The sequence below is a fragment of the Methylomonas sp. MED-D genome, from assembly GCF_050276835.1.
Classification (GTDB): Bacteria; Pseudomonadota; Gammaproteobacteria; order Methylococcales; family Methylomonadaceae; genus Methylomonas; species Methylomonas koyamae_A.
In genome coordinates, this window is sequence record NZ_CP189965.1 from 5,136,919 (window position 1) to 5,150,676 (window position 13,758).

The 13,758-nt window shown below is 57.3% G+C and carries 10 protein-coding genes; 5 read left to right on the plus strand and 5 right to left on the minus strand.

Annotation, left to right across the window (positions count from 1 at the left end; all coding sequences use genetic code 11):
* Positions 1 to 56: 56 nt before the first annotated feature.
* Positions 57 to 2,687 (plus strand): UPF0182 family protein, encoded by a 2,631-nt coding sequence (locus tag ACQE3E_RS22940; RefSeq protein ID WP_313730930.1) that lies wholly within the window; start codon positions 57 to 59, stop codon positions 2,685 to 2,687.
* Positions 2,688 to 2,725: 38 nt separating this feature from the next.
* On the opposite strand, the gene ACQE3E_RS22945 is transcribed toward ACQE3E_RS22940, so the two are convergent.
* Positions 2,726 to 3,172, minus strand: coding sequence for an Rsd/AlgQ family anti-sigma factor (locus tag ACQE3E_RS22945; RefSeq protein WP_254786882.1), 447 nt, complete (start codon positions 3,170 to 3,172; stop codon positions 2,726 to 2,728).
* Between the two features lie 99 nt (positions 3,173 to 3,271).
* Between ACQE3E_RS22945 and ACQE3E_RS22950 the strand changes: the two genes are divergently transcribed.
* Positions 3,272 to 4,111 (plus strand): hypothetical protein, encoded by an 840-nt coding sequence (locus ACQE3E_RS22950; protein WP_313730929.1) that lies wholly within the window; start codon positions 3,272 to 3,274, stop codon positions 4,109 to 4,111.
* Between the two features lie 35 nt (positions 4,112 to 4,146).
* On the opposite strand, the gene ACQE3E_RS22955 is transcribed toward ACQE3E_RS22950, so the two are convergent.
* The 3 genes from ACQE3E_RS22955 to ACQE3E_RS22965 form a co-directional block, all read right to left on the minus strand.
* Entirely contained in the window at positions 4,147 to 4,533 is a 387-nt protein-coding gene (locus ACQE3E_RS22955) for a hypothetical protein (protein WP_064031462.1), read from the minus strand.
* A gap of 164 nt (positions 4,534 to 4,697) precedes the next feature.
* A complete protein-coding gene (locus tag ACQE3E_RS22960) occupies positions 4,698 to 5,531 on the minus strand; it encodes an SDR family oxidoreductase (protein ID WP_064031463.1) in 834 nt (277 codons plus the stop codon).
* Positions 5,528 to 6,118 (minus strand): DUF4124 domain-containing protein, encoded by a 591-nt coding sequence (locus ACQE3E_RS22965; RefSeq protein WP_064031464.1) that lies wholly within the window; start codon positions 6,116 to 6,118, stop codon positions 5,528 to 5,530. Before ACQE3E_RS22965 ends, ACQE3E_RS22960 begins: the two co-directional genes overlap by 4 nt.
* A gap of 78 nt (positions 6,119 to 6,196) precedes the next feature.
* Here ACQE3E_RS22965 and recC point away from each other — a divergent pair, with 78 nt between their 5' ends.
* From recC to ACQE3E_RS22980, 3 genes are all read left to right on the plus strand, one after another.
* Positions 6,197 to 9,292 (plus strand): exodeoxyribonuclease V subunit gamma, encoded by a 3,096-nt coding sequence (gene recC / locus ACQE3E_RS22970; protein WP_313730928.1) that lies wholly within the window; start codon positions 6,197 to 6,199, stop codon positions 9,290 to 9,292.
* The gene (gene recB / locus ACQE3E_RS22975) at positions 9,282 to 12,797 is read left to right on the plus strand and encodes an exodeoxyribonuclease V subunit beta (RefSeq protein WP_427501124.1); all 3,516 of its coding nucleotides are present in this window, start codon (positions 9,282 to 9,284) and stop codon (positions 12,795 to 12,797) included. The genes recC and recB overlap by 11 nt, the downstream gene beginning before the upstream one ends.
* Before the next feature lie 102 nt (positions 12,798 to 12,899).
* Complete coding sequence (locus ACQE3E_RS22980; RefSeq protein WP_313730926.1) at positions 12,900 to 13,085, plus strand: YjfB family protein; 186 nt, start codon at positions 12,900 to 12,902, stop codon at positions 13,083 to 13,085.
* Between the two features lie 39 nt (positions 13,086 to 13,124).
* Here ACQE3E_RS22980 and ACQE3E_RS22985 read toward each other — a convergent pair whose 3' ends face one another.
* Entirely contained in the window at positions 13,125 to 13,511 is a 387-nt protein-coding gene (locus ACQE3E_RS22985) for a hypothetical protein (RefSeq protein WP_313730925.1), read from the minus strand.
* Between the last annotated feature and the right edge of the window lie 247 nt (positions 13,512 to 13,758).

The following is a 13,758-nucleotide window of genomic DNA, read 5'->3' on the forward strand; positions in this document are numbered from 1 at the left end:
GCCGCGCGGCAAAGCGCCCATCGCGGCGGTGCCGGAATCTAAGCAAAGAGGAAATTATGCGTAACTGGAAACTGTTACCCGCGTTCGTGGCGGCGACCTTGGTCGCCGTTGTCGTGTCATACGTCGCGTTTTACTTCGTGTTTCTCGATTTTTTTGTCGATTTGTGGTGGTTTCGTTCGCTGGAATTCGAACCCTATTTTTGGCTGAGATTACTTTATCGCTTCATCTTCTCCGGTGCCGTGACGGTATTCTTCTTCGCCGTCTTCATGTTCCATTTCTGGATCGCCTCCCGCTACCTGGGCCTAAATCCACCCGACGAGGTGCTGCTCGACGACGGCAAACGTAAGCGCTTCCAACGCTTCGCCGAGATCTTCATGAGCGGCTCGACCAAGATCTACACGCCGGTATCCCTGCTACTGGCGATCGCGATCGCCGTACCGTTCTATCTGCAATGGGAACAAGCCCTGCTGTTTTTTTTCGGCAACGCGTCGGGCGTCATCGATCCGGTTTACGGCAACGACGTCAGCTTTTACATGTTTGCCTACCCGATCTACATACTGATTCAGAAAGAGTTGCTGATCACCGCCACTCTAGTGTTGGCGGCCACCGGCGTGCTCTATTGGCTGGAGCACATCTTCGTTCCCAACCAGAGCAAGGAATTCCCGCTTGGCGCGAAAATCCATCTGGGCGCACTGTTCCTGTTCGTCGTTGCTTTCGTGATCTGGGGATATTTGCTGGAGCGTTTCTCGCTACTGTACGTGGACAGCAACGAACCGGTGTTTTTCGGCCCCGGCTTCGTTGAGTTGCACTATCAGCTGCCGCTGATCTGGCTGGAAATCTTCTTCGTGGTAGCGATCGCCGCGGCCGCGCTGTTCTACGTGTTTTCCGAACGCCATCGCAGCAAGGTGCCGGCGGTGCTGGCGACCTTGGGTTTACTGAGCGTGGGCGGATTGAAACACACGCATTCTATTCCCGAGATGATCGAGAAATTCATCGTCAAGCCCAATTTTACGCGTACCGAAAGCGAATCGATGTTGAGTAACATCGACGCCACGTTGGCGGCATACGACCTGAACAATATCAAAACTATCGATTTTCAGGTCAATCTGGACGCCACCAAGGACATCGAAGAGTGGTCGACCAAAAAACATTTCGAAAATATTCCGGTTTGGGACCGCGAATTTTTGATCGACAGTTACATGCAATTGCAAGGCATACGGCCGTATTACGTGTTTCCGACCGTTGACGAGGATCGATATTTCATCAACGGCCATCATCAACAAGTCAATCTGGCCGCACGCGAGGTCAATATCGAACGCCTGCCCAAGGAAGCGCAAAACTGGGAAAACAAACACTTGCGCTATACGCACGGTTATGGCGCGGTGATTTCGCCGGCCGCTCAAGATGCCGGCATCCCTATCGTTTGGTATTTGCGCGACCTGAACATGAGTTCCGAAGTTGGCTTCTCGGTCACGCACCCGGATATTTACTACGGTCAGGAAAAGTATCAATACGCGATCGTACCGAACAATTTAACGGTCAAGGACATTTCCAGCTCGCGCGACAGCAGCAACTACGAAGGCAAATCCGGCATCCCGATTCCATCGTATTTTCGGAAAATGTTGCTGGCGTTTTATTTGCGGGACGAAAAGATCTTTTTCTCGCCGAACATTTCCAACCAAAGCAAGGTGTTGATCCGCCGCAATATCGACGAGCGGATTACCGCGCTGACACCGTTCCTGCATCTGGATAAAGATCCCTATCTGGTCGTCGACAAAGACCGGCTCTATTGGATTCAGGACGCTTACACGCTATCCAATTACTATCCGGTCTCCAAGCCGGCCGCCGACGATTATTTGGACGGCAAGCATAAATTCAATTACATTCGCAATTCGGTGAAAATCGTTGTCGACGCCTATGACGGCGACGTCGATTACTACATCTCCGATCCCAAAGATCCGATTATCGCCGCCTATAATCGGGCATATCCAGGGCTATTCAAAAAGCTCAAGGATATGCCGGACCAACTGCTGCAACATTTGCGTTATCCGCGCGATCTGTACTACATGCAGATGAAGATCTACGCAAAGTATCATCAGCGCAGCCCGGAGCTTTTCTACGAGCAGGCCGAAACCTGGGAATACGCTAGCGTGGACGGCCAATCGGTGTTGCCTTATTTCATTACGATGGACTTCGACCGCTGTAACGACGAAGAAGAATTCGTCATGATCAATCCAATGACGCCGGTGCACAGAGACAATTTGAGCATGGTAGGCGTTGCCGGCACGATGGACCCGATCAATTGCGATCACAGCTACCAACCCGGCTTGACGATATTCAAGTTTCCCAAAGCGGTCCAGGTCAACGGTCCATCCCAGGTCAATGCGCTGATCGACCAAAATCCGGAAATCGCCGCCCAATTCACGCTATGGAACCAACAAGGCTCCGAAGTTCGGAAAGGCCGTATGGTGATATTGCCGATGGGCAATTCGATATTGTATGTGCAGCCGATTTATATGTTGGCGACCAAAACCCGGATACCGGAACTGGCCAGGGTCATCGTTTCGATCGGCAATCAAGTGGTAATGGATAAAACTCTGCTGGCGGCCTTCAGCCGAATGAAAGACTTGTTCGTCAAAGGTGCCAGCGGTTCGGCTTCCGGCACCTCGGGCGATGAACCGAAATAGCTTGCCGCCGGCGTTGGATCGGCGGTAGCGAAGATCGGTCAATGCAGCAACATAGAACAAAGCCGGTCTTCAAGTTCCATCCGCTCGGCTAGATGTTCGCCGAGTTTGGACAGGTCGCTGGCTAAATCGTCGGTCTTGAAATTGCGCCGACCGTCGTCGTAGCGTTCGCTGAACGTCACCGCCGACTCGGTGGTATTCGAGTACACCGGATAAATCTTACCTGCGTAAGACAGCAATTCCGACGCACCTTCAGCGTCGCTCAATACGTGCTCGTAGATCCCAAAATGACCGAGCGACACGTAATCGATCAGCAGTTGCGAAAATTGGGATAGCATCGGCCTAACCTGACCAGCGTCGCTGAAAGGTTTCATTTCCGCGATTTGGCAATACAGGGACCAAAGCGCGCTACGTTCCTCGCGCAGGGCTTCAACCCAGTGCAGATGGGTGGATGTGGTTTCGGTCACTGACGAATGGGATGCGATCACGGTACGTCTCCTTTTCAAATTGACGAAGTCTAAATTTAAGTGAGTTATTAATAAGCTTCAACAATCTGTTAATTAATAAAGATAATTTTCTCGAAAAATGTGACCCACTCTGCACCTTACCGCTTTGTTTTTACCGCGCTCGCCTGCGAAGCCAAACCGCTGATCCGCGCCTGGAGTCTGAAAAAGACTTCCGACAGTTCGGCATTTTCGATGTACAGCGGCCCTGCCGGCACCGTGGTCGTCAGCGGTATCGGCAAAACGGCGATGGCCGGCGCGGTGGCGTATGCCTTAGCCCTGCGGCCGGTAACTAATCCGGTATTGCTTAATCTCGGCGTCGCCGGTCATCCGGAATATCCGATCGGCCACGTCTGTTTGGCCGACAAGGTCGTCGACGCCGACACCGGCCGCTGTTTCTTTCCGCAGTTGCCGTTCGACGTTCTCTGCCCGACCGCCAGCCTGATCACCTCGTCGAAACCGAACACGGCATACCTCCAAGACGCCTTATATGACATGGAAGCGTCGGCGTTTTACGAAACCGCCGTCCGCTTCGGCAGCAGCGAATTGATCCATTGCTTGAAAATCGTCTCCGACAACCCCGGTCGATCGATAGCGGCGATTAGCGAAATTCAAGTCGAAAGCTGGATAGGCACTCAAGTGCCGATGATCGAGAACGTACTCGGACAATTACAGGGCTTACGTCGGCAAATCGCCGTGGGTGGCGGAAACGATTGGTATGACGCTTGTCTGGCTCGTTGGCATTTCAGCGTCAGCAATGCCGGCAAACTGAAGAACCTGCTGGCTCGGTGGGACCTACTGACAAAACACGCCGAACCCGACTGGGACCCTTCTACGTTGAGAAGCGCCGCCGATGCGTTGAATTGGCTGGAAAATAAATTGGCGGAGATGCCGTTTTCGTTGCGCGAAACCGACGGGGGATAAAAAACAGGGTGCCGAAGGCACCCTGTTAAAAAACATTACAGCAATTTTTTCAGACCTTCGGTACCGGCTTTAGCTTTTGCCAAATGCTCTTTCGCTTCTTGCAGGTTCGCGGATTTCGCGGAAGTGATGGCTGCTTTCAGGTGACCCCTGACTTTGGAGTTTTCTCTGGAAACTTTGTCGTTGGCGTTGATTTCTTCTGAGAAATCAGCGGCTTTTTTGATCAGAGCCGCAACTTCGGCGTCTTCCGCGCCGTTGTTGATTGCAGCTTCGGCTGCACTGATGCGCTCGATCACGATGTTGACCGCGTCGATTGGCTTATAACTAACCCGGCCTTTGTCGGACTCGGCGCTGGCCGAAGTCGAAAAAGAACCCATCGCGACAGCCAAGGAGAAAGCGACAACAGCACTTTTGAAAATTTTCATGTAATAAACCTCACAGTTGTTTTTATTAAGAACATAGACCGGTTAATAGACCGCGTTAACCGCCATATGTCGGGCCGGGATAATAGCATAGATCATGCGGTTTGCGACCCGTTTATTACCCCTAAATGACCTCGAAAACGGCCATTTCCTTTAAAATACCAATGTTATTCGACGCTGACCAGCAAGCGGTCCAGCCAAGCCGTCGGCAACAGCCGTTTCAACCAGGCGAACACATAGGTCGGCAGCGTGACCGGATAACGGCTGCGCGGCTTTTCAGACTCCAACGCATGGCGGACTTTTTCGGCCACCGCCGTCGCCGGCAATGTAAACGGCGAAGCCGGACCTTGTTTTTGCAGTCGGGCTTCCATCGCCAGATAAGTGTCTCGATGCGCGCTGTGTTCCGGATCGATGTATTTTTGGTAAAGCGCGAAAGCGTTCTGCCGGAAATTGCTCTTGATCGGACCGGGCTCTATCAGCACGATGTGAATGCCGCTGCCGCGCAACTCCAATCTCAAGGTATCGGCCAAACCTTCCAACGCGTATTTGCTGGCGTTGTACGCGCCGCGAAATTTCATCGCCACAAAACCCAGCACCGAACTGTTGTAAATGATCCGGCCATGGCCTTGCTTGCGCATCAGCGGCAAGATCAGATTGGTCAATTCGTGAGTACCGAATAAATTGGTTTCGAACTGATGCCGCAACACCTCGCGGCTCAAATCCTCGACCGCGCCGGGCTGGCCAAACGCGCCGTTGTTGAACAAGGCGTCGATTCGACCGCCGGTCAGTTCTATCAAGGCCGCGACGGCCACCTGGATGCTGGCCGAATCGGCCAGATCCAGTTGCAGGCATTCGTATCCCTCCGACCGCAAGCGTTCGACATCTTCGGGTTTACGCGCCGAGCAGATTACCCGGTGACCGCGCTCGCGTAAGTAATAGGCGGTGCTGTAGCCGATACCCGACGAACAGCCGGTGATCAGCACGATTTTGCTGGAGGTCATGGTGGACTTAATTCCGATTCAGTGAAAGTAAAGGTCTTACCGCTGCTGCAATTGATCAAAAACACCAATTGTTCCAGCTTGCTCTTGGCGGTCAATTCGTCGGCTTCGACCCGTTGACACTCGCCGCTACTCAAGGCTTTTTGCGCGGCTAGCCGACGGAATTTCTCGACATCCGGCAATCGGCTTTCGAAGGGCTTGACCTGAGCCGGCAATTTTTCGGGATCGTAAGGCGGAATCGCAAACGCCGAAAACTGCAATGGATTCTGCTTGATCAGCGCCTGCGTCAATTCGGCTTGCGCCTTGGCGTCTTGCTTACGCTGGACGATCGCGTCCAGCTTGGCCTGTTGTTCGGCCTGTTCCTGCAAGGATTGCTGTTTCTTCCGTTCGGCTTCCTCGGCCTGCAAACGCTCGCTGGCGGTCAAATCAACCTTGCCGCCGGTGATGGTATTGACCTGCTCGGCCTTGTGTTCCTCGTTGCAGGGCGAGGATTGGTAATTGGTATGGCCGGAAGCATCGGTGCATTTATAAACGCCGGCCCAGCTCTCGGCGGCCAGACACAGGGTTAGAAGGCAGAAAAGTTTTCTCATTGTATTCCTGTCGGTTAAACGCTACTGTAAAACTATTACCCAGCTTACGCCGCCTGTAAATCATTTTTTCCACCGCCGATGTTCGTTCTACACAGCTCCAACAAAACTGAAAACCTGCTGGAGCATTTGGCGACCGTCATCGGCGCGGCACCGCTGGCGTCGCCGTTCGCTCCGGAAATTTTCCTGATTCAAAGCCAAGGCATGGAACGCTGGCTGTCGCAACAACTGGCCGAACGATTTCAGGTCTGGGGCCATTTTCGCTATCTGTTTCCAGCCAAGTTTTTCGGGGAACTGGCGGCTCGGCTGCACGAGCAACTACCGGATGCAGATTTCGACCGCCAACGCCTGCTGTGGCGTTTCGAAGCCTTGCTGCGCGATCTCGACGACGAAGTCTATCAGGCTCCACGCCAATATCTAGCCGGCGACAACGTCGATTTGAAACGCTACCAACTCGCACTGCAACTGGCCCGGCTATTCGACCAATACCAGATGCTCAGACCCGACCTACTGAGCGCCTGGCAAAGTCGGCAAACGTTGTACGACAACGATAATGAGCGTTGGCAAGCCGCACTGTGGCGCCGCCTCTCGGCTGCCGGCGGCAAACATCGCGGCCAGCACTGGTTGGAAACGATCGCCAAATTGAACACCGCTCCGCCCGGCACCTGGCAGCATGATTTACCGGAACGAGTCTCGGTGTTCGGCGTCAACAGCCTGCCGCCGTTGCTACTGACCTATTTGCAAGCCTTGTCGCGCCATTGCGACGTGCATCTCTACCTGCTGAATCCGGTGCAAGGCTACTGGGCCGACCTGCCCGGCAAGCGGCTGTTGGCGCAACTTCAAGAATTCGACGGTCACCCTTTATTGGTCAGGCTGGGGCAGCAAGGCCGCGAATTTCAACAAATGCTGTTGGAACAAGTCGAGTTCGCCTTCGAACCCAGCAGCTTCGAAAGCGCCGACACCGCCGGCTTGTTGGGCAGCCTGCAAAACGACATCCTCGCCAATGCCGGCGCCGCCGGCCCACAAGCGGCCGACGCCAGCTTGAGCATACACGCCTGCCACTCGCGGCTGCGCGAGGTCCAGGTTCTAAAAAATCTATTGCTGGACGCGCTGGAAAGCGACGCCGATCTGGCCTTGCGCGACATTGTCGTGATGGCGCCGGACATTCAGCTGTACGCCCCCTTCATCAGCGCGGTTTTCGACGATATTCAGCACGCCGTCGCCGATCGTAGCCTGAAAATCAGCAACGCCGCGCTGGATGCCTTCGTCCGCTTTCTGGCCTTATCGCAAAGCCGGCTGGGCTGGCAAACCGTACTGGATTTACTGGAACAACCATTGATCGCCGCCGGTTTCGATCTGGACGGCAATGATTTGGAGCTGATTCGCCACTGGCTGCTCGACACCCGAGTCCGGTGGGGGCGCTCGGCCGAGGCCAAACGGAGCCAAGGTTTGCCGGCGATTGCCCAAAACACTTGGCAGGCCAGTCTGGAGCGGCTGTTTGTCGGTTACGCGGCCGCCGACACCGAGTTCATCGACGGCATTCTGCCTTACCCGGACATCGAAGGCGCTTCTGCCGCCGCGCTGGGCGGACTGGCCGACTTCCTGAAACTGCTGTTTAGGGCAGGGGACGAACTGACCGCCGCCAAGTCGCTGGCCGAATGGTGCAAAACCCTGGATTATTACGCCGGCCGCCTGCTGGCCGGCGCCGATCCGGCCGACCGCCAGCCCTTGCAGGATCTGCTGGCCGAACTCGCCGAACTGGCCGACATTCACGACCAACCGGTAGCCTTGAGCGTCGTCGTCGCCTGGTTGAGCGGACGCCTCGACGAAACCAAGTCCGGTAACGGCTTTTTACGCGGCCAGCTGACGTTCTGCTCGATGCTGCCGATGCGTTCGATTCCGTGTCAAGTCATCGCCTTACTGGGCATGAACGACGGCGAATTTCCCAAACTCGACCGCCAACCCACTTTCGATCTGCTGGCCGAACATCCCCGCCTCGGCGACCGCTCCCGGCGCGCCGACGACCGCTACCAGTTTCTGGAAATCCTGCTGTCGGCGCGGCGCCGGCTGATTCTGACTTACGTTGGCCAATCGCAACGCGACAACAGCGAAATCCCTCCGTCGCCGATCGTCAGCGAATTGCTGGACGTGTTGCGCGACCATTACGGCTTGGCCGATCCGGTCGTCCGTCATCCGCTGCATGCCTTCAGTCCGCGCTATTTCAACGGTGCCGAACCGACCTTGTTCAGCTACGCCGGCCACGATTGCGCAACCGCCGCGCAATTGCGCGGCGAGCGCCGCCCGACCGAAGCCTGGTGGCGGGGCGAATTGGAAGCCGAACCGTTGACCGTCGTCGAAATTTCCGAATTACTGAATTTTTTCCAGCATCCGCAACGCTATTTTCTGCGCCGGCAACTGGACGTAAGGCTGCCGGTGTTGATTGCCGATGCCGAAGAACGCGAGCCGTTCGCGGTGGACGGCCTGGACGACTATCAAATCGCTCAGGACTGGGTGGCCGCCGAGTTGGCCGGCCGGCCGTTTTCGCTGGCCAAGCTGCAAGCCCGGGGCCTCTGGCCGGCGGCAGGTCCCGGCGAACTCGCTTGGCGGCGCCGCGAGCCGGGCGTTGCCGAATTCGCCGAGCGGATTCGGGCACTGGCCTTGGGTGCCGCGCTGCCGGCAGAGCATTTGGAGTTGAGCGTCGGCGATTTACGCTTGGTCGGCAAATTGGGCAATCTCTACGAAAACGGCGGATTATTGTACCGTTACAGCAAACTGAAAGGCCGCGACCTGCTGGCCGCCTGGTTGCATCATCTGCTGATCAATCGCCGGCAGCCGCAATCGACTTATCTATTGGCCGCCGACGCCGAATTGCATTTTCCCCCTGACCTGGCCGATCCCGCCCAACTACCCTATTGGCTCGGGCTGTTCGAGCAAGGCCGGCGTCGGCCGGATGCGTTTTTCAGCGAAGCCGCGTTGGCCTACTTGCCGCACGACGAACCCGAGCGAGCGCGCAAGGCCGCGCTGGACCAAATCGTCAACGCGGTCGCGCTGGGTTACGAGCCGGAGATTGCTCAGTTGCTGGCTTACCGCGACCTGGACAGCTTAATCGACGCCGACTTCGAAACCGCGTGCCGGGACTGGCTGCAACCGATCTGGAGGGCCGCGCATGGCGCATGAAGCCTTCGATGCGATCGCCACGCCGTTGAAAACCGGCATCAATCTGCTGGAGGCCAGCGCCGGCACCGGCAAGACCTACACGATCGCGATGCTGGTATTGCGTTTCGTGGTCGAACGCGAACTGGACATCAAGCAGTTACTGGTGGTGACCTTCACCAAAGCGGCCACCGAAGAGCTCAAGGAGCGTATTCGCGCCCGTCTGACCGAAGCCCGCCAGGCCGTACTGAACCCAACCGCCGCCGATTCGACGATAGCCGCTTGGCTGGCCGGCTTGGGGCTAGCGCCGGACATCGTCCGCCAACGCCTGGACGCCGCGTTGCTGGACATCGATCAGGCGGCGATCTTCACGATCCACGGCTTCTGCCAGCGCGCCCTAGCCGAGCACGCGCTGGCCAGCGGCCAGTTGTTCGATTGCGAATTAAGCGGCGATATCGCCGAACTGCAACAGCAATGCGCCGACGATTTCTGGCGCCGCCGGGTCGCCGACCGGCCTGCCTGGCAAATCGCGGTGCTGACCCGTGCTTTTCCGACGCCGGATAGCCTACTGGCCAGCGTCGTCCGGGTCGGCGGTCAGCAAGCCTTTCAACCGGCCGACACCGATCTGGATAGACAACTAGCCGAACTGGACAATGCGATTGCCGCCGCCAGCAGCGGTTTGGCGACGCTGGCCGCCACGCTGCAAACCGCCTTCCCGGAGGGCCTGTTCAGCGCCAGCTTCGTCCGCGATTTTCCGGCCCGCTTTGAGGCCTGGAAAACCTGGCTGGCCGACCGCGCGGCCGAACTGCCGAGTCTGGACGGCCTAACCCGCGAAGCCCTGCTCGGCGGTTTGAACGGCGTCAAGTTCAAGACCGGCAAGGCCAAACCGCAAACGCCGGCCGAACAGAAACAAGCTTATCTGGACGGTCTCGGCGTCGATACGACGGCTTTCGATGGCTTGGCCGCGGCAGCCGGCCAGCTGCAAACCGGACTGCGCGCCGCGCTGTTGGCAGATTTACGCGCCACGCTGGACGGCTTGCTGCAACAGCGCAATTTGATGTCTTTCGACGATTTGATCGTCCGGCTGGCCGGCGCGCTGACCGGCGCCAACGGCGAATTGTTGATCGCCGAATTGCGCCGGCGTTTCGCGGCGGCGTTGATCGACGAATTTCAAGACACAGACCTGCACCAATGGCAAATCTTCTCGACCCTGTTTGGCGCGCCGGATCTGTATTTGTATTTGATCGGCGATCCTAAACAGGCCATCTATAAATTTCGCGGCGCAGACATCTTTTCCTATTTCGCCGCCCAGCGCCAAGCCGCGCAACATTACACACTATCCCACAACTGGCGCTCGCATCCCGATCTGGTCGGCGCCGTCAACCGGCTGTTTCAACGGCCAAGACCGTTTTTATTCGAGCAACTGGACTTTCACCCAGTCCAGGCCGGCCGAGGTAGCGCCGACGGCAAGCTCGCCGACGGCGCGCCGCTGGTGTTGTGGCAGTTGGATAAACATTCGGACAAACAGGCACACTGGACCGCGCGGCAGGGCAGTTCCAGCGAAGTGGCCGAACGGCTGCGCGCCGCGACCGTCGCCGAAATCGGTCGGCTGCTGGCGGACGGTACCATCGTCGAAAACAACCAAACTCGCCCATTAGCGGCCGGCGACATCGCGGTGCTGGTCCGCAGCAACCGCGCGGCAGCCGATTACCAAACCGCGCTGCAAAGCGCCGGCATCGCCGCCGTATTGAACAGCAAACAGTCGGTATTTGCTTCCGAACAAGCACTGGAATTACATGCCGTGCTGCAAGCCGTGGCGCAAGCCGGCCAGCTGGAAGCCTTGAAATCGGCGCTGACCGTATCCTGGTTCGGTTTGACCGGTCAGGCGCTTTACCGCTTGTTGCAAGACGAAACCGCGCTGGACGGCTGGATGAATCGCTTTCAGGATTATCTGCAATGCTGGCAACGCCACGGGCTGCTGGCGATGCTGCAGCAACTGCTACGGCGCGAGGGCGTCGAAACCCGCTTGTCCGGACAAATCCAGGCCGAGCGAGCGTTGACCAATATTCACCACCTGGCCGAACGTCTGCAACAGGCCGCGCTGGACGAGCATCTGGCGCTCCACAAAACCCTGGATTGGCTGCGGCGCGCGATCTTGCAAGCCGAGCGCGACAACGGCGACGATCGGCAATTGCGGCTGGAAAGCGATGCCGACGCGGTCAAGATCGTCACCACTCACAGCGCCAAGGGTCTGGAATATCCGGTAGTGTTTTGCCCTGACTTGTGGCGGCGTAGCGACCGGCTGAAAAACGAGCGCTGGCTGGTGCAATGCCACGAAGACGGCGCGATGATGGCGGATTTGGGTTCCGCCGAGTTCGAGCGGCGCCGGGAACTCGCCTTGCGGGAAGAACTGGCCGAAGACCTGCGCTTGTTTTATGTCGCCGTCACCCGTGCCAAATACCGCTGCTATTTGTTTTGGGCCGACGTACGCGGCAAGGAGCGGCCCAACGAGTCGGCGATGGCTTACTTATTCGAGTTCGCCGATCTGGATTTCGCCGGTCAACGGCAAGTCTTGGCCGGTCTGGCCCAAGCCGAGCCGGCCAGCTTCGAACACCGCCTGTTGGCAAGCGATGCCGGCGCGACTTTGATTCCGGCGGCCAGACCGCAACGGCCGAGCGCCGTTGCCGCACTGGAATACCGTCGGCAAACCCGGGACCTACGTAGCCTGTGGCAAATGAGCAGCTATACCGCGTTGGCCGAATCCGGCCACGATACCGCTCCGGAACTGCCGGCCGACAAGGCCGCCGAACCGGCCGACGCCTACGTCGAAGCCGGCGGCCTGCCCAAGGGCGCCGCCACCGGCAACGTCGTACACAGTTTGTTGGAGACGCTGAGCTTTCAAGCCTTGGCCGCCGGCGCGGATTTGGGCCGGCCGCGCGACATGGCTTGTCTGCGCCACGGACTACACCTGACTCAACCGGAGTTGCTTGACCAACTGCTGGCGGCGACAGTCAGCACGCCGTTAGCCGCGAACGGCGGGTTTCGGCTAGCGGATTTACCGGCCGAGCGCTGCATCAAGGAAATGCCGTTTTATCTGTCGCTAGCCTATCCTATCGATACCGCCCGCATCAACCGGCTGTTGGCCGGGTGTCCGACCTATCAAGCCCTGGCTCCAAAACGTCTGAACGGCTATCTAACCGGCTTCATCGACTTGGTTTGCGAATACGGCGGCCAATATTTTCTGATGGATTACAAGACCAACACCTTGGCCGATTACGGCCACGACTCGCTCACGTTGGCGATGCGCGAACACAACTACGGTTTGCAATATTGGTTGTACAGCGTGGTGCTGGATCGTTATTTACGACTACGCCTGCCGGATTACGACTATCAACGCCATTTCGGCGGCATCAAATATTTGTTCGTGCGCGGCATGCGCCCGGATCAACCCGACCATGCGGTCTACGCCGACCGACCCGACCGGGAAACCTTGAACGGCTTGGCGGCAATTTTCTTCCCCGCCGGCTGAAACCCGGCCGGATTGAATTTGGGTAACCCTCAAGTTTTCGGCCCATCGTCCGCTAACCAGACAGGCCGGCTATCGCCGGCCCCAACTCAACGAGGTATCGCCATGCTGGATTCCGTCCCGTCCATCGCCGCGTTCGCGACGCAATTGTCCAACCAAAAAACCGGCCAACAACTCGAAGTCGCCGTGCTGAACAAAGCCAAGGAATTGCAAGAGCAACAAGGCCAGGCCGCGCTGAAACTGCTGGAATCGGCTGCCGCGCCTACCGGGGGCATCGACGTCAGAGTCTAAGCACGGCCCAAGCCGGTTCCGCCACGGCGAAACCGGCGTTCATTTCTTGGCCTTTTTACTGTAACGGCGGCCGGACTGCACCGCATAATGCTTGGCCTTGTCCTTGCTCGGTTCCTTGAAGTAGTTCTGATAAGTGTCGCTGCCGCGATTGGCGATCGCCTGAGCGAAATCCTTGAATAAATAGGTGTCGTCCAGCACCGCGCGCGGACTGACGCCGTGCTGTTTAGTCAGATAAAACGACACGCTCATCAAATAAGCCTTTTCCCGGCCGTTCAATTTCAACAGACTATGCTTGGCCTTGACGTAAACGAAATACGACGTCAGCGCCAGAATGCTAAGCCCGAAAAACTTGGTCCACAGCAGGATGTAGTCATCGTCTTCGTACAAGGTTTTACCCTTACGCAAGATCGCCTCGGTTAAATTCATAAAACTCCCCGGTTGGTTGAGGCCGGCATGTTAATGCATTGTCGGAGGATTTTGGCGGGGAATCTGCGTCCGGAACACTTAGCCGAATTGGTCGGTCTGCGATTAGAATTCAGCGTGAATAAGCCGCGCGCTCGGCGAAAATCACTCCCGCTTGACAAACCCAGTGTTTCAAGAGAAATAATCGCCCGCCCGCCGTACCGAAATCCGACGAGACCCCCCTGTTGAAAATCCTAGCTTCGAGGAGGCC

Bases quoted from the DNA above. Each gene is read 5' to 3' on its own strand.
- ACQE3E_RS22985 (WP_313730925.1), bottom strand. From the start codon at position 13,511: ATGAATTTAACCGAGGCGATCTTGCGTAAGGGTAAAACCTTGTACGAA.
- ACQE3E_RS22980 (WP_313730926.1), top strand. From the start codon at position 12,900: ATGCTGGATTCCGTCCCGTCCATCGCCGCGTTCGCGACGCAATTGTCC.
- ACQE3E_RS22965 (WP_064031464.1), bottom strand. From the start codon at position 6,118: ATGAGAAAACTTTTCTGCCTTCTAACCCTGTGTCTGGCCGCCGAGAGC.
- recB (WP_427501124.1), top strand. From the start codon at position 9,282: ATGGCGCATGAAGCCTTCGATGCGATCGCCACGCCGTTGAAAACCGGC.
- recC (WP_313730928.1), top strand. From the start codon at position 6,197: ATGTTCGTTCTACACAGCTCCAACAAAACTGAAAACCTGCTGGAGCAT.
- ACQE3E_RS22940 (WP_313730930.1), top strand. From the start codon at position 57: ATGCGTAACTGGAAACTGTTACCCGCGTTCGTGGCGGCGACCTTGGTC.
- ACQE3E_RS22955 (WP_064031462.1), bottom strand. From the start codon at position 4,533: ATGAAAATTTTCAAAAGTGCTGTTGTCGCTTTCTCCTTGGCTGTCGCG.
- ACQE3E_RS22960 (WP_064031463.1), bottom strand. From the start codon at position 5,531: ATGACCTCCAGCAAAATCGTGCTGATCACCGGCTGTTCGTCGGGTATC.